A 14608-nucleotide genomic window follows, 5' to 3' on the forward strand; every position below is an offset into this window, starting at 1 on the left:
ACCAGCATGGGCAAACAGATAACCCGTCGCCAGGCGATCACGCGAACATCTACGATACTCGGCGGCGCGTTGCTGGGTAGTCTGGGCGTGGCGCTGGCCGCACCAAGCGGCGCAAAGTCCGCGCAACGTCCGAATATCCTGCTGCTGGTCGCCGACGGCTGGAGTTGGCAAGGCTCGGAGGCGGTCGACAGGCTTGGCATGCGGATGCCGACGTTCGCCCGCCTCCAGCGCGACGGCACCCACTTTGAAAACGCGTTTATCGCATCGCCCGGCGCCGAGCTGCCTTACGTCGCCCTGCTGGAAAAGAGTGGATACGCCACGGTTAGCGATTTCGAAGCATTGCTCGGTAAGCGGCGCGGCGGCAAGCCTCGGTTGTTCTGCCTCGAATCGAAAAGCTCGTACCGCCGGTCTGCGGCGCCTGTCGATACCGCAAACCTGATCGTGCCGCCCTTCCTGCCCGATGCGCCGGCCGTGCGTGGCGATATCGCCGGCTACCGTTCGGAGATCGAGCGTTTCGATCACGAGGCGGGCTTGCTGATGTCCCGGCTGGAACGCGCCGGCCAGCTTTTTAATACCGTAGTTGTCATGACCGGCAAAGGCGGCTGGCCGTTCCCGCGCGGCGCAGGGACGCTGTATGACGCCGGCACCCACGTACCCCTCGTCATCATGTACCCCGGCAGGACCGGCGACAGCCGCGTATCGAAAGCCTTTGTCAGCAGCGTCGATCTGGTCGCGACCTTGCTCGACGTCGGCGTCACTAAAAAAACTGCGAGAGCCAACCCACAGGCGTTGGTGCTGACAAGCGGTGTAAACTATCCTGCGCGCGCGATAAGAACCTCGCAATACCTCTACATCCGTAATGCCTTTCCGGACCGCTGGCCGGCCGGCGCGCCTGCGCAACAAGCCGTCACGCCCGCAAAGCTGGACAACGACATCAACGCGGCCTTCGCCGGCATCGCCCCGAGCCCAAGCAAGACGGCGATGATCGTCGGCCGTGGCGATCCCGCGATGGACCGGCTGCTGGACATTGCTACCGCCAAGCGTCCGCCGGCTGAACTCTACGACGTCCGCGCCGACCCGTATCAGCTGAACAATCTGGCCGGCGATACCGCAATGAAGGCGACGGTCACAGACCTGGACCATCAGCTGATGAGCCGCCACGCAACCTCTGTCCCCGGCCGGTCCTGATAAAATAGCCGACTTTAGAGCCGCAGCGCTCACGTTGGAGAATTTATGCAGCAATACCAGGAACTGATCCAGACGGTGCTCGACACCGGCAGCTGGCAAGATAACCGCACCGGCATCCGCACCCTGAGCGTGCCGGGCGCAATGATGCGTTTCGACTTACTGAGCGACGGCTTCCCAGCCGTCACGACCAAGCGACTGGCCTTCAAATCCGTGGTCGGGGAACTGTGCGCATTCCTGCGCGCCTCCCGCAGCGCCGCCGACTTCCGCGCGCTCGGCTGCAAGGTGTGGGACCAGAACGCCAACGAAAACAAGCAATGGCTGGACAATCCTTATCGCCTCGGTGAAGACGACCTTGGCCCGGTCTACGGCGTGCAATGGCGCCAATGGCCCGGCTTTAAGCTGATCGAACTCGATCAACCGGCGCAGATCGCCGACGCGCAAAAGAACGGCTTCCGCCTGATCTCCCAGTTCGACGACAACGGCGTTCCCAAGGTCCTGCTGCACAAATCGATCGATCAGCTGCGCGAGTGCCTGGACACCATCGTCAATAACCCTGGCAGCCGCCGCATCCTGTTCCACGGCTGGAATCCAGCGGTGTTGGACGCCGTCGCCCTGCCGGCTTGCCACCTGCTGTACCAGTTCATCCCCAATCCCACCACGCGCGAGTTGTCGATGTGTCTCTACGTGCGCTCGAACGATCTGGGTCTGGGCACGCCGTTCAACCTGGCGGAAGGCGCGGCGCTGATGCATCTGGTCGGCCGCCTGACCGGCTACACGCCGCGCTGGTTCAGCTACTTCATCGGCGATGCGCACATCTACGAAAACCACATGGACATGGTCAAGGAGCAGTTAACGCGCACGCCGTTCGCCGCGCCGCAATTGCGTATCTCCGACCGCGTACCGGACTTCGCCAAGACCGGCAAGTACGAGCCGGAATGGCTGGAGAGGATCGAACCGTCGGACTTTTCGCTGGAAGGCTATCAGCACCACGCGCCGATCACGGCGCCGATGGCGGTATGACGCGACTGGACTTCATTCCCGGCACATTGTGCGACGAGCGGATGTGGTCCCGACTGACGCCGCTGCTGGGTGACGCGTTCGATTTCAATTTCGTCCCTTTGCACGAGGCGCGCACGCGCCAGGAGATGCGCGACCTGATCGCCACGCACAGCGCGCCGAAGGCTAATTTGGTGGCGTTTTCGCTTGGCGCTTACCTGGCGATCGAGCACGCGGTGGCACATCCGGAACGGGTGAAGTCGTTGATTTTGATCGCCAATTCGGCCAAGGGGCTGAAACCGGCGGAGGTGCTCGCGCGCGAGCGGATCGTCGCTATGCTGGAGCGGAACGCGTATGCGGGGATGTCGCGGCAGCGCTTGCGCGAGTTGCTGCATCCTGCGCATCTGGACGACGAAGCGATTGTCGGTCCGATCCAGCAAATGGCCCTCGATCTTGGTAAAGAGGTGCTGTTGACGCAATTCGCCACGACCATCGACCGGCCGGATTTGATGGAGCGGTTGGCGGAGTTGAGTTTTCCAGTACTGATCGTCGGCGCGGAGGAGGACAATCTGGTGCCGCCAGAGGATCTGCAGCAGATGTCAGAGCGCTTCCCGAATGCCAGTTTGCGCATGCTGACGGGGGATACCGGGCATATGATTCCGCTGGAGGCGCCGCAGCCGCTGGCGGAGCACATGCTTGCTTTCCACCAGAGCAGCGGCCTCGGAAGCTGAAATCATCCACACCACGTAGGGCGGATTACGGCGTTCCGCCTAATCCGCCCTACGTATTTTAGATGTACTCCACCGCTCTACGCGGCGCTGGCCAATTCGACCAGATCCACCGTCTTCAATCCTGACAAGTCCTGCGACAGGTCGCCGACGAACGCGGCGCGGCTGGCCTGTCCATCCTTGATCCACGTGCGCACCGCCGAACGGATATCGTCGAGCGTGCAATTGAGCACACCTGAACGGAACTGCTGACGCAACTCCTCGCTGATCCCGCGACGGTACAAACTCCACGCGTGCGTGACCTGTTCGTGCGGCGAATTCGGCTTGTCCAGTCCCTTGATCACGCAGATGATCGCCTCTTCAAGCTCCTCCTGCGAGAAGTCGTTCGCCAGCAGCTGGTCGATGGCCACGTCGAAATCGGCATAGGTCTCCGCGAGACGCGGATCGCGATAGGACGCCATCACGAAGGTACCGCTGCCGCCGCCGTATCCGGCGCTGCCACCATAAGCGCCGCCCTTTTCGCGCAAGGCCGCGTGCAGCAGCTGATTGGTCATCAGCTCCGCAGCGACGGCCAGCGCCGCCGCACCGGCTTCGTGCACCATCGGCGCGCGCCAGGCCACCACGCAGTGATTGATCTGGCTGACCGCGTGCAGCGCAGCTTCCGCCAACGGCAAACTCTCCGGCGCCGCCGAGATACCCGGGGCCTCGGCCTGCGACGCCGGCAGTTTGACCATGCGTGCCAGATCGGCGCTGTCGTCACCGGAACCGGCCGACAGTACGATCGGCGTCACGCCGGTCACGCGGGTATGCAGAGCGCTTAAGCGTCTGGCAATGGTGGCGATGCCTTCCTGCGTCTTGCTCTGCTCAAGCAATTTCGCATAGAACGGCAGCGACGCCGCGCCGCCAACCACATCGTCGAAACGACGCAGCGGCGACAACGGCGCAGTCGCCGCCAGCATCGCATAACGGTTACCCGCCTGCGCCAGGCCGGTCAGGCGATCCTGCGCTTCGCTGTCGATCAGGAAGGCCAAACGTTCATATTCGTCGAAGCGCGTCTCCGACAAAGTGCGTGAAATCAGTTCGGCGATGCCTTCGTGATCCTCACGCAAGCCGCTGGCGCCAAACCACAGTTCAATGTTTAGCGCGCCGCCAGGCTGCTGGGTCGCGTCCAGGCCGACGTCGAACGATGGCGCCATCAGCTGGCGCCAGGCGTCGGCATCCTCGTAATCCATGTCGCCGACACCGATCTCGGTGACCACGTCCGCATACAGACGCAGCCAGGGCCAGTCGGCGGCGTCGAAATGCGAAACGTCGTAGTTCACGCGCGCATACGACAAGCCGTTGGAGGCGATGGTGAACGGCAGCACGCGCGCGCCTTGCGCGTCCAGCGGCGCCGGCAACGGCAGCGCCGGCGCCGGGTGGATGCTGACATCGGACGGACGGATGCGCGGCAATACCTCCGAATTGGACGGCAGCTGCTGGTGCTTGTCCAGGGCCGCCGTTTCGGCTTCGATGCTGGCACGTTCCTCGTCGGTCAGCGCGGCCTCGCGCGCGGCCAGTTGCTCCGCTTCGAGCGTATCGCGCCCCGTGAAGTAGGTAGCGTCCGGAACCACGCTGGTGGTCAGGCGCGTCGGGCTGTCGAGCAGCGAGCGCACCAGCGATTTGAAGTAGTCCGGGTCCTGGATCGCTTCTTCCAGCTTGGCCAGGTGGGCTTCGCCATCGAGCGCGTCGAACACGTCGCCGCCGCGCATGGCCACCGGCAGCGCGTGCAGCAGGCGGCTCAAGGCGTTCGGCATGTGGGAGTTGGCGGTGTCGCGCTGGCTGTAGCGGATGTCGCGCAATGCGGCCTGCAGCGCGTCGGTAGGCACGCCCTGCTTCGCGGCGCGCTCCAGCGCCGACCAGATGCGCACGCGCGCTTTTTCGATCTGCGGTTCGGTCAAGCCTTCCATGCCGACGTGGAAAATCAGCTGGCGCGGGCCGTCGTCATGGCCGTTCAGGCGTGATGGGCGACCGTAGCCGGCAGATTCCATGGCCTTCATCAGCGGAGACGAGGCGTCGCCCAGCAGGCCGGCGTCGAGCAGGTAGGCATTGTAATACGCCATAGGATCGGTGGATTCGCCCAGCAGCCACGAAAACTGCAAACCGTATTCGTCGGCCTTGGCCTGCTGCGACGGGATGCGCACCTCGTTGACGCGCGGCGCGGTCCAATATTCGGCCAGTTGCGGCAGCATGCGTTCCTGCGCGGCGGCCGGCAATTTGGACAGCACGCGCAGCTTGATCTGCTCCTGGATTTCCTCGGCGCTGATGTCGCCAGCCGTCATGAACACCGCTTGCGACGGATGGTAGTGACTCGCGTGGAATTCCTTGAGCATTTCGTGCGTCAGCTCCGGGATCACCAGAGGATCGCCGCCGGATTCGACTTCATAGGTGGTCCCTTTGAGCAGCGTGCCCTCGATGCCGCTGTACAGCGCGCGCATCGGATCGTTGAAGGCGCCCTTCATTTCGTTAAACACCACGCCCTGGTAGGCCAGCTTGCCATCCTTGATGACGTGGCGCCAGCCCTCCTGGCGGAAGTTCAGGTAGTCCAGATTCGGGAAAAAGGTCGCGTCCAGATACACGTCGAGCAGGTTGAAGAAGTCCTTGCGGTCGGTGCTGGCGAACGGGTAGACGGTGCGGTCGGCGTACGTGAACGCGTTCATGAAGGTCGCGGTGGAGCGGCGCAGCATCGAGAAAAACGGATCGCGCACGGGATAACGCTCGGAGCCGCACAGCGACAAGTGCTCCAGAATGTGGGCGCGCCCGTCGCTGACGTCCGGCACCGTCGGGAAGGCGACCAGGAAGACCAGTTCCTGCTGGTCGCTGGCCAGATGGATGTGGCGCGCGCCGCTGCGCGGCTCGATGTATTCTTCAACGGTCGCTTGCAAGGACGGGATGGAACGGCTGCCGGTTTTTTCGAAATTCGTCATAGGTACTCGGTATGGCCATACGGCCGGATTCATAGGGTGTTCGCGCCAGGCAAACTCACACTAGTTACTCTGGCAAATTACTCAACGGTCATGGAAGCGGACCGCAATTTCAACGATAATACCAGCCACCGGGAATTCTTACCCAACCTTACCGAGTATCCATGAGCACACTGACCATCATCGTCGCCACCGACCAGCAAGGCGGCATCGGCATCAACAACACCTTGCCGTGGAAATTGCCGGAAGATCTGGCCCATTTCAAGCGCCTGACCACCGGCCATCCGATCATCATGGGCCGCAAAACCTTCGATTCGATCGGCCGTCCGCTGCCCAACCGCCGCAACATCGTCATCACCCGCAACGCCGACTGGCGCCACGACGGCGTCGAGGCGGTGGATTCGGTCGATGCGGCCATCTCGCTGCTCGACGGCGCCGAAGGCTATGTCATCGGCGGCGCCGAGATCTACAAGCAGTCGATGGCCGTGACCGACCGCCTGATCGTTACCGAAATCGGCCAAGCCTTCGACTGCGACGCTTTCTTCCCTGCAATCGACCTCGCGGTGTGGGAGGAAACCGCCCGCGAGCAGCACACCTCCGAAACAGCCGGTTTGCCGTACGCGTTTGTCACTTACCGTCGTAAAGTCTAACTTCTCATCAAGGATAAAACACCAATGTCAGGCCAAGGTTTTCACGTACACGGACCGCACGATCACGCGGTGGAACATGCAGCCCACGGAAACGATGGCTTCTCAAACAATATTGCTGTCATGACGGCGATCCTGGCGACCGTCGGCGCCACTTTCGGCTATCTGGGCGGGGCCACGCAGAACGACGCGGCCATGTTCAAGAACAACGCCGCGATCGACAAGACGCAAGCGTCCAACAGCTGGAATTACTACCAAGCCAAGTCCAGCAAGCAAAACCTGGCCGAACTGGCGATGACCTTGCCAGGCGTGGACCCAAAGAAATATGAGGCCGATGTCGCCCGCTACAAGGCCGAAAAGGACGATATCCGCAAGGAAGCGGAGAAATGGGAAGAATCGTCCAAGGAATGGAATCACAAGTCGGACGAGGCCATGCACCACCATCATCAGTGGGCGCTGGCGACCACCGCCGAGCAAATCGCCATCTCGCTGGCGGCGATCACCCTGCTGACGCGCAAGAAATGGATGATGGGCCTGGCGTATGGCGTGGCCGCCGTCGGCATCGGGCTCGGCGTCATCGCCTGGCTACATTAAGGTCGGGCCGGCTGTAATACGCCGGTCACACCGCTGAGGCACTCTACTGCGCGGTTTGGTCATTTTTTCTATATGATCTTTTTTTCCCGCAGCGGGCGCATTTCTGCGAGAATCCCGTTCTTATTTTTTTTCTGCGACCGCTAGCCAATCGTGTCGCGCCCTGTCCGCCCCTTCACATTTGTAAGGGGCGGCTTGCTTTTTTGGAGACATGCATGAAATTTCGTTTCCCCATCGTCATTATTGACGAGGATTTCCGTTCCGAGAACACGTCCGGCCTGGGCATTCGCGCCCTCGCCGATGCAATGGAAAAAGAAGGCATGGAAGTGGTGGGCGTGACCAGCTACGGCGACCTGTCCCAGTTCGCCCAGCAGCAATCGCGCGCGTCGGCTTTCGTGCTGTCGATCGACGACGAGGAATTCGGCGCCGGCTCCGTCGAGGAAACCGACACCGCGCTCAAATCGCTGCGCGCCTTTGTCGAGGAAATCCGCTACAAGAACGCCGACATCCCGATCTACCTGTACGGCGAAACCCGCACCTCGCGCCACATCCCCAACGATATCCTGCGCGAGCTGCATGGCTTCATCCACATGTTCGAGGACACGCCGGAATTCGTCGCCCGCCACATCATCCGCGAAGCCAAATCCTACCTGGACGGGCTGTCGCCGCCGTTCTTCCGCGCGCTGGTGCACTACGCCAACGACGGTTCGTACTCGTGGCACTGCCCCGGCCACTCGGGCGGCGTGGCTTTCCTGAAGTCGCCAATCGGCCAGATGTTCCACCAGTTCTTCGGCGAGAACATGCTGCGCGCCGACGTCTGCAACGCCGTCGAGGAACTCGGCCAGCTGCTTGACCACACCGGCCCGGTGGCCGCGTCCGAGCGCAACGCCGCGCGCATCTTCAACGCCGACCACTGCTACTTCGTGACCAACGGCACCTCGACGTCGAACAAGATGGTCTGGCACTCGACCGTGGCGCCGGGCGACATCGTCGTCGTCGACCGCAACTGCCACAAGTCGATTCTGCACTCGATCATCATGTGCGGCGCGATTCCCGTGTTCCTGATGCCGACGCGTAACCACCTGGGCATCATCGGGCCGATTCCGCTCGAAGAGTTCACGATGGAGAGCATCCAGCGCAAGATCGATGCCAATCCGTTCGCGCGTGAAGCCAAGAACAAGAAGCCGCGCATCCTGACGATCACGCAGTCGACCTACGACGGCGTGGTCTACAACGTCGAGACCTTGCGCGAAATGTTGGACGGCAAGATCGACACGCTGCACTTCGACGAAGCGTGGCTGCCGCACGCCACCTTCCACGACTTCTACAAGGACATGCACGCGATCGGCAAGGACCGTCCGCGCGCCAAGGAGTCGATGATCTTCTCGACCCAGTCGACCCACAAGCTGCTCGCCGGCCTGTCGCAGGCCTCGCAGGTGCTGGTGCGCGAATCGGAAACGGTCAAGCTGGACCGCGACGCCTTCAACGAAGCCTACCTGATGCACACGTCGACCTCGCCGCAGTACTCGATCATCGCCTCGTGCGACGTCGCCGCCGCCATGATGGAAGCGCCGGGCGGCACCGCGCTGGTCGAGGAATCGATCCTGGAAGCGCTGGACTTCCGCCGCGCGATGCAGAAGATCGATCAGGAATGGGGCAAGGACTGGTGGTTCCAGGTGTGGGGCCCGCAGAACTTCGCCGAAGAAGGCATCGGTTCGCGTGAAGACTGGGTCATCCGCGCCGAGGACGACTGGCACGGCTTCGGCAACCTGGCGCCGAACTTCAACATGCTCGACCCGATCAAGGCGACCATCGTCAATCCGGGCCTGTCGCTTGACGGCCAGTTTGCCGACAGCGGCATTCCGGCGTCGATCGTCACCAAGTACCTGGCCGAGCACGGCGTGATCATCGAGAAGTGCGGGCTGTACTCGTTCTTCATCATGTTCACCATCGGCATCACCAAGGGCCGCTGGAACACCTTGCTGACCGCGTTGCAGCAGTTCAAGGACGATTACGACAAGAACCAGCCGATGTGGCGCATCCTGCCGGAATTCGCGGCCGCCAACCCGACCTACGAAAAAATGGGCCTGCGCGACTTGTGCCAGCAGATCCACGATTTCTACAAGGCCTACGACGTCGCGCGCCTGACGACCGAGATGTATCTGTCGGACATGATCCCGGCGATGAAGCCGTCGGACGCCTTCGCCAAGATGGCGCACCGCGAAATCGAGCGCGTCGCGATCGAGGAGTTGGAAGGCCGTATCACGTCGATCCTGCTGACGCCTTATCCACCGGGCATTCCGCTGCTGATTCCTGGCGAGCGCTTCAACAAGACGATCGTCGACTACCTGCGCTTCGCGCGCGACTTCAACGAGCGCTTCCCGGGCTTCGAGACGGACGTGCACGGCCTGGTCAAGCGCGAGGTCGATGGCAAGCGCGGTTACTTCGTCGATTGCGTCAAGCTGGACGATTGATGGATTGGCCGGGATGATCCGGCCGATATGGTAAATTTCGGATTGGGGCGTGCCGCCGGCACGCCCCCGTCGTCATCAGATAGAGAGACAACACCTACATGCGCCTGCTTATTGCCCTGATTCTTCCGTGGCTGACCTTCTTTACGATCGGCCGCCCTTTCGCCGGCATCATCTGCCTGATTTTGCAAATCACCCTGATCGGCTGGCTGCCCGCCGCGATCTGGGCCGTGTATGCGCTGAGCCAGTACAAAACCGACCAGAAGATCCGCGACGCCATGGGCGGCCGCTAACGGCCGCTTTGTTCGGACTTAACCGGACACACCCACCGTCAACGTCGCCACGTAACCATCGGTGGCATTCCCCGTCACCGTGGTCATTTGCAGCGAATAGCCATCACTGAACACGTTGTCGGTCGCCAGGCTGATCGCGGCCATATTGCGTACGCTGGCGCTGTAGCCGGCCGTGGCGTACACCTCGTTGCAGGTCGCCACCGGGAAGGTGAATTGCGACGTCTTGATGCGGTTCGACGCGCTGGTCGCCGCCGACAGCGTTCGATATACCTCGAAGTGCACATGCGGCACGCGGCCTGAATAGCAGCCCGGGAAAATCGACGTGAACGACACGTTGCCGCTGCTATCCGTCGCCTGCACTCCGCGCAGATAATTCTGCGTCGTCACGCCGCTCGAATACAGCGAGTAGTTGCCGTCGCGATCGCAATGCCACAGGTAGATCGCGTAGCCGTCCAGCGCCGCGCAACTGCCGTTCACATTCACCACCTGCAGTTTGATCGTCAGCGGCACGCCTGCCGCCACACCCGTCGCGCCGTTGAAACTGCTGCGGATATCACTGCGCACGACGCCCGATTGCGTCAGCACGTTGACCACGCCGCTGGAAGTGCTGTTGGTGCCGTCGGCCGGATACGGGCCGCCGGTTTCCTCCGGTATCACCGAGCATGAGCCGGCGGTGGTCGTGGTGGTTGGGGTGGTGGTGGCTGGCGTCGTGACCGTCGCGGTCGCGGTCGTGCTGGTGCTATCGCTGGCGCTGTCCGAACCGCCGCCGCAACCCATCATCGGCAGCGCCGAGGCGCCCGCCAACAGCCAGCGCAACGTCTGGCGACGGTCGCTGTTCAGATTGAGCATCGCGGTCAGATCGGCCGCCAGGCTGTGTTCGTTATCGTCATGATGTTCCATGCTTGCTCCCCTTATATTAGTTGAACCGCCGCCCCGCGATGGCCGGGGTGGCCGGTTGGCGCCCCTGGTTAAGGCTACTGACGCGAACGGCGTGGTTTGTCCCTGCCCTCCTTGTCGCCGTCCAGTTTTTTACGCTGTTCCGGTGTCAACAGGGCCAACAGTTTTTGTTCGGTGCGCACGCGCTGCAACGAGATGTTGGCCATGGCTGTCGCCGCCGCCTGCGCCAGGGATGCCGCCTTGGCGTCGTCGTACTTGTCGGCGCCGGCCATATCGCGCAGCGCCTCCTGCGCCTTGGCGGCGGCTTTGCCCTGCTCGCGCAGATACGGCTTCTCTTCGTGCAGGATCGCGAACACCTTGTCGTCCTGGGCTTCGCTCAATACGACCGAGCGCAGGAACAGCGGACGCCCCACCCCGCCAACCATACCCGGCGGGCCGAAGGGTGGCATACCGCCCTGCCCGCGCGGCCCGTCGTCCGGACCGTCGCGGTCCGGGCCGCCATGCTGCATGGCCGGGTGGTGGTCTTCCATTTCGTTGGCGCCGACAGCGCCGGCGCATAACGGCAGCGCCATGGCCATCGCAAGCAACAGCTTGGTTAAGTACAGTTTATTAGTTTTCATGCAATTCCATCCTTTTCTCAACTGGAAGACGCCATTCTCTAGTTGCCGTTTGTTAAGTAGCGTAAGGACAACGTAAATCGGCGTAAAACAGCGGTCTTGGGCAGAGTTTCTCGTCGGCAAGGCGTTGTAAATCGGGGTAAATGGTGGCTGACCGAACCTGTGCGGCTGGTATGATTAACGATCCTTATAGAAAGAATTGCGCAGCAAATGAAGAGCAAAGTACTGTTGATCGACGACGACATCGAGCTGGTGGGCATGTTCAAGGAGTACCTGGAGCAGGAAGGCTTCGACGTTAAAGCCGTGCACGACGGCGAAGCCGGCACGGCCGAAGCGGCCACCGGTACTTACGCCATCGCCATCCTCGACGTGATGATGCCGCGCATGAACGGCCTGGAGACGTTGCGCCGCATCCGCACCAACAGCCAGTTGCCCATCCTGATGCTCACCGGCCGCGGCGACGACACCGACCGCATCGTCGGCCTCGAACTGGGCGCCGACGACTACGTCACCAAGCCCTGCACGCCGCGCGAACTGACGGCCCGCATCCGCGCCATCCTGCGGCGGGCGCAAAGCGCGCCGACCGACAACGGCACGCCGGCCGCCCTCAACGTCGGCCAGCTGACCATGTGGCCGGAGCAGCGCCGCGCCGCCTGGGCCGGCGCCAAGCTGGAACTGACCAGCACCGAATTCAATCTGCTCGAGGTCTTGGCGCGCAACGCCGGACGCCCGGTCAGCAAGAACACCTTGTCCGAACAGGGCCTGGGCCGCCCGCTGGCGCGCTTCGACCGCAATATCGACGTTCACCTGAGCAGCTTGCGGCATAAACTCGGCACCATCGCCGACGGCCGCTCTTGCCTGCAAACGGTCTACCGCCTTGGCTATCAGCTGATCAAGGAGTAGCCTGTGGGCCGTCTGTTCTGGAAGTTCTTCGTGTGCATACTACTGGCACAGATGACGGCGACCGTGGGTATCCTCGGCGGCATCTGGCTCAAGGACCGCAGCCAGCAAAGCGCCACCCCGGCCGATATCGATACCAGCCCGCCGGCGGAAATGGCCATCAACGCGGCCGCCGCCACGCTGGAATATGGCGGCACCAACGCCCTGCGTCGCATGCTTGAAAATATGGACAGACGGCGCGTCTACGCAGTCGACGACGAAGGCCGCGAAATGCTGGGCCGTATCGTCAGCCCGGCCATGCTGCGCGAGTCGCGCGCCCTGCTCAAGGACGACGGCAAGCGTCGCGTGGTGCGCCAGGTGTACGACCCGCAGGGCAATCGCTATATGCTTTTCCTGCCTTGGGCGGAGCACCAGCGCGGCTTCGACAGCGAGTCGCGGCAGCTGCTCGCCGGCCTGAAAAGCCAGCAGATGTTGTTTGAGGACCGGCGCATGGGCGGCAATTTCGACGGCCGGTTCGATCCCAATCGGCCCGGCGGTCCAGACGGTCCACCGCCCAACGGCGGCTCGCCCGGCGGTTCTTCCGCAGGCCAGGCGCAAGGTGGCAATGGCGCTAGTGGCGGTCCAGGCATGCAGGGCCCGCGCGGACCGATGGGCCCACGATTCCAGCCGCTGACGCCATGGGTGCCGATCGTCGCTGCGGTTTTCGCCAGCTTGCTGTTCTCGGTGCTTCTGGCCTGGTACTTCTCGCGACCGATCCGCGCCTTGCGGGCGGCTTTCGACGCAGCGGCCGGCGGCGACCTGGCGCCGCGCTTCGTCAGCGCATCCGGCAAAAGCCTCACGGAACTGAACGACCTCGGTCGCGACTTCGACCGCATGACCGCGCGCCTGCGCAATCTGATCGACGGCCAGACACGCCTGCTGCACGACGTCTCGCACGAACTGCGCTCGCCGCTGGCGCGGCTGCAGGCCGCCATCGGCCTGGCGCACCAGCAGCCGGACAAGATCGACGCCTCGATGGAGCGCATCGAACGCGAAAGCGTCCGCATGGACAAACTGGTGGGCGAGCTGCTGACGTTGGCCCGTCTGGAGGCCGGTGCGATCAGGGCCAGCCAGGAGGAAATCAGCATGGCCGACCTGCTGGAGCAAATCGCCGACGACGCCAGTTACGAGGCGGCCAGCCAGCACCGCACGGTGGTGCGCGAGGGCGACGCCGATGTGCTGGTGCTCGGCCAGGCGGATTTGCTGGGACGCGCGATCGAGAACGTGGTGCGCAACGCCATCAAGCACAGTAACGAAGGCGGCGAGGTGCAACTGCAAGTGCGGTCCCTGCCCGACGCGCGCCAGCTCTGCATCCGTGTGCTCGATCGGGGACCTGGCGTGGCGCCGGCCGATCTGGAAACCATCTTCCAGCCCTTCTTCCGGTCCGCCAATGCCGGCACCGAAGGCCACGGCCTGGGGCTGGCGATCGCCCAGCACGTGATCGAAGCGCATGGCGGAAGTATAAAAGCCACCAACCGTGCGGGTGGTGGCTTGTGTGTGGAGATGATCCTGCCGGTAAAGCTGTAACGGCCTATCCGTTGCGCCGGTATTCCAGATGCTGGCTGCTCACGCCCTGGGTCACGAAGTCCGCGTCGTCCGGAACCTGCACGTTGAAGAAATCCAGCTTGAATAGCGGCAGCCGATTGAATTTCTTCGAACGGAAGATGCCGCGATTTCGTTTGAGTTCGCTGTAACGGTCGCCCTTGAACTCCCGGTTCACTGCGGTGAATGGAAGCATATGCTCGGCCATGTCCGGGAAATGCAGCGTAGGATTTCTCCGCTTGAAGTCCTCGAAAATCTCAAACTGATCGCGGCAGATCACCTGGATTGCCGTTTCCGGAAAATTGTTATGCTGGGTCCACAGCACGTGCCAGCCGCTGCGGGTCTGGTCGATGAAATCGCGCAGCCGTGGGCTCAAGACATACGCATCCGACTCGATATGAATGATTTTATCGACGCCCAGCTCGCGGGCCACCTCCACCGAATGCAGAAAGCTGCGCCACCAACCGGGATAGTCCTTGATACTCTGGCGCCCCAGGTTATCGTCGAAGCGAATGATCAGATTCTTGTCTTCTTCCGACGCCAGAGGGGCGGTATTGGAAACCGTTTTGATGATTTCGGCTGGCGGCAGATACGGCGACCCGTCATCGATCATGAGTCTTTTGACCACATCCAGCGGGAAATCCTGATAATAATCGAGCCAGCGCTGATATCGGGTCTCCCAGGCTGCGGCGTCTCTGATATAGCTCGTGCAGAAGATTATTGATTTCATTACGTA

The 14608-nt window shown here is 62.4% G+C and carries 13 protein-coding genes; 9 read left to right on the forward strand and 4 right to left on the reverse strand.

What is annotated here, in order from left to right; all coding sequences use genetic code 11:
- Window positions 1-6: 6 nt before the first annotated feature.
- Genes ACZ0BA_RS09915 through ACZ0BA_RS09925 form a run of 3 tightly spaced genes read left to right on the forward strand, consistent with a single transcriptional unit; the run spans window position 7 to window position 2915 of the window.
- On the forward strand, window positions 7-1188 hold the full coding sequence (locus ACZ0BA_RS09915) for a sulfatase-like hydrolase/transferase (protein WP_463451110.1): 1182 nt from the start codon (window positions 7-9) through the stop codon (window positions 1186-1188).
- A gap of 45 nt (window positions 1189-1233) precedes the next feature.
- Entirely contained in the window at window positions 1234-2208 is a 975-nt protein-coding gene (locus tag ACZ0BA_RS09920; RefSeq protein ID WP_463451111.1) for a thymidylate synthase, read from the forward strand.
- Window positions 2205-2915, forward strand: a complete 711-nt coding sequence (locus ACZ0BA_RS09925) for an alpha/beta fold hydrolase (RefSeq protein ID WP_463451112.1) — start codon at window positions 2205-2207, stop codon at window positions 2913-2915. Before ACZ0BA_RS09920 ends, ACZ0BA_RS09925 begins: the two co-directional genes overlap by 4 nt.
- Before the next feature lie 77 nt (window positions 2916-2992).
- On the opposite strand, the gene ACZ0BA_RS09930 is transcribed toward ACZ0BA_RS09925, so the two are convergent.
- The gene (locus ACZ0BA_RS09930) at window positions 2993-5878 is read right to left on the reverse strand and encodes an insulinase family protein (RefSeq protein ID WP_463451113.1); all 2886 of its coding nucleotides are present in this window, start codon (window positions 5876-5878) and stop codon (window positions 2993-2995) included.
- A gap of 161 nt (window positions 5879-6039) precedes the next feature.
- Between ACZ0BA_RS09930 and ACZ0BA_RS09935 the strand changes: the two genes are divergently transcribed.
- The 4 genes from ACZ0BA_RS09935 (at window position 6040) to ACZ0BA_RS09950 (ending at window position 9877) form a co-directional block, all read left to right on the forward strand.
- On the forward strand, window positions 6040-6525 hold the full coding sequence (locus ACZ0BA_RS09935; RefSeq protein WP_463451114.1) for a dihydrofolate reductase: 486 nt from the start codon (window positions 6040-6042) through the stop codon (window positions 6523-6525).
- 24 nt (window positions 6526-6549) lie between these two features.
- The gene (locus ACZ0BA_RS09940) at window positions 6550-7116 is read left to right on the forward strand and encodes a DUF4337 domain-containing protein (RefSeq protein WP_463451115.1); all 567 of its coding nucleotides are present in this window, start codon (window positions 6550-6552) and stop codon (window positions 7114-7116) included.
- Window positions 7117-7328: 212 nt separating this feature from the next.
- Complete coding sequence (locus ACZ0BA_RS09945; RefSeq protein ID WP_463451116.1) at window positions 7329-9587, forward strand: Orn/Lys/Arg family decarboxylase; 2259 nt, start codon at window positions 7329-7331, stop codon at window positions 9585-9587.
- Window positions 9588-9685: 98 nt separating this feature from the next.
- On the forward strand, window positions 9686-9877 hold the full coding sequence (locus ACZ0BA_RS09950; protein WP_463451117.1) for a YqaE/Pmp3 family membrane protein: 192 nt from the start codon (window positions 9686-9688) through the stop codon (window positions 9875-9877).
- Between the two features lie 18 nt (window positions 9878-9895).
- Here ACZ0BA_RS09950 and ACZ0BA_RS09955 read toward each other — a convergent pair whose 3' ends face one another.
- Both ACZ0BA_RS09955 and ACZ0BA_RS09960 read right to left on the reverse strand, forming a co-directional pair.
- Entirely contained in the window at window positions 9896-10777 is an 882-nt protein-coding gene (locus ACZ0BA_RS09955; protein WP_463451118.1) for an intradiol ring-cleavage dioxygenase, read from the reverse strand.
- A gap of 74 nt (window positions 10778-10851) precedes the next feature.
- Complete coding sequence (locus tag ACZ0BA_RS09960) at window positions 10852-11394, reverse strand: Spy/CpxP family protein refolding chaperone (RefSeq protein ID WP_463451119.1); 543 nt, start codon at window positions 11392-11394, stop codon at window positions 10852-10854.
- A 207-nt stretch (window positions 11395-11601) separates the two neighbouring features.
- On the opposite strand from ACZ0BA_RS09960, the gene ACZ0BA_RS09965 reads away from it, so the two are divergent.
- Together ACZ0BA_RS09965 and ACZ0BA_RS09970 are read left to right on the forward strand one after the other, a co-directional pair.
- On the forward strand, window positions 11602-12294 hold the full coding sequence (locus ACZ0BA_RS09965; RefSeq protein WP_463451120.1) for a response regulator: 693 nt from the start codon (window positions 11602-11604) through the stop codon (window positions 12292-12294).
- 3 nt (window positions 12295-12297) lie between these two features.
- Complete coding sequence (locus ACZ0BA_RS09970; RefSeq protein ID WP_463451121.1) at window positions 12298-13857, forward strand: sensor histidine kinase; 1560 nt, start codon at window positions 12298-12300, stop codon at window positions 13855-13857.
- Between the two features lie 4 nt (window positions 13858-13861).
- Here the strand turns inward: ACZ0BA_RS09970 and ACZ0BA_RS09975 are convergent, their stop codons facing one another.
- Entirely contained in the window at window positions 13862-14602 is a 741-nt protein-coding gene (locus tag ACZ0BA_RS09975; RefSeq protein ID WP_463451122.1) for a hypothetical protein, read from the reverse strand.
- Between the last annotated feature and the right edge of the window lie 6 nt (window positions 14603-14608).

Source organism: Duganella sp. AC917 (assembly GCF_979258245.1).

Coding starts and splice junctions, on each gene's coding strand:
- ACZ0BA_RS09915 (WP_463451110.1), top strand. CDS start 7: ATGGGCAAACAGATAACCCGTCGCCAGGCGATCACGCGAACATCTACG.
- ACZ0BA_RS09920 (WP_463451111.1), top strand. CDS start 1,234: ATGCAGCAATACCAGGAACTGATCCAGACGGTGCTCGACACCGGCAGC.
- ACZ0BA_RS09925 (WP_463451112.1), top strand. CDS start 2,205: ATGACGCGACTGGACTTCATTCCCGGCACATTGTGCGACGAGCGGATG.
- ACZ0BA_RS09930 (WP_463451113.1), bottom strand. CDS start 5,878: ATGACGAATTTCGAAAAAACCGGCAGCCGTTCCATCCCGTCCTTGCAA.
- ACZ0BA_RS09935 (WP_463451114.1), top strand. CDS start 6,040: ATGAGCACACTGACCATCATCGTCGCCACCGACCAGCAAGGCGGCATC.
- ACZ0BA_RS09940 (WP_463451115.1), top strand. CDS start 6,550: ATGTCAGGCCAAGGTTTTCACGTACACGGACCGCACGATCACGCGGTG.
- ACZ0BA_RS09945 (WP_463451116.1), top strand. CDS start 7,329: ATGAAATTTCGTTTCCCCATCGTCATTATTGACGAGGATTTCCGTTCC.
- ACZ0BA_RS09950 (WP_463451117.1), top strand. CDS start 9,686: ATGCGCCTGCTTATTGCCCTGATTCTTCCGTGGCTGACCTTCTTTACG.
- ACZ0BA_RS09955 (WP_463451118.1), bottom strand. CDS start 10,777: ATGGAACATCATGACGATAACGAACACAGCCTGGCGGCCGATCTGACC.
- ACZ0BA_RS09960 (WP_463451119.1), bottom strand. CDS start 11,394: ATGAAAACTAATAAACTGTACTTAACCAAGCTGTTGCTTGCGATGGCC.
- ACZ0BA_RS09965 (WP_463451120.1), top strand. CDS start 11,602: ATGAAGAGCAAAGTACTGTTGATCGACGACGACATCGAGCTGGTGGGC.
- ACZ0BA_RS09975 (WP_463451122.1), bottom strand. CDS start 14,602: ATGAAATCAATAATCTTCTGCACGAGCTATATCAGAGACGCCGCAGCC.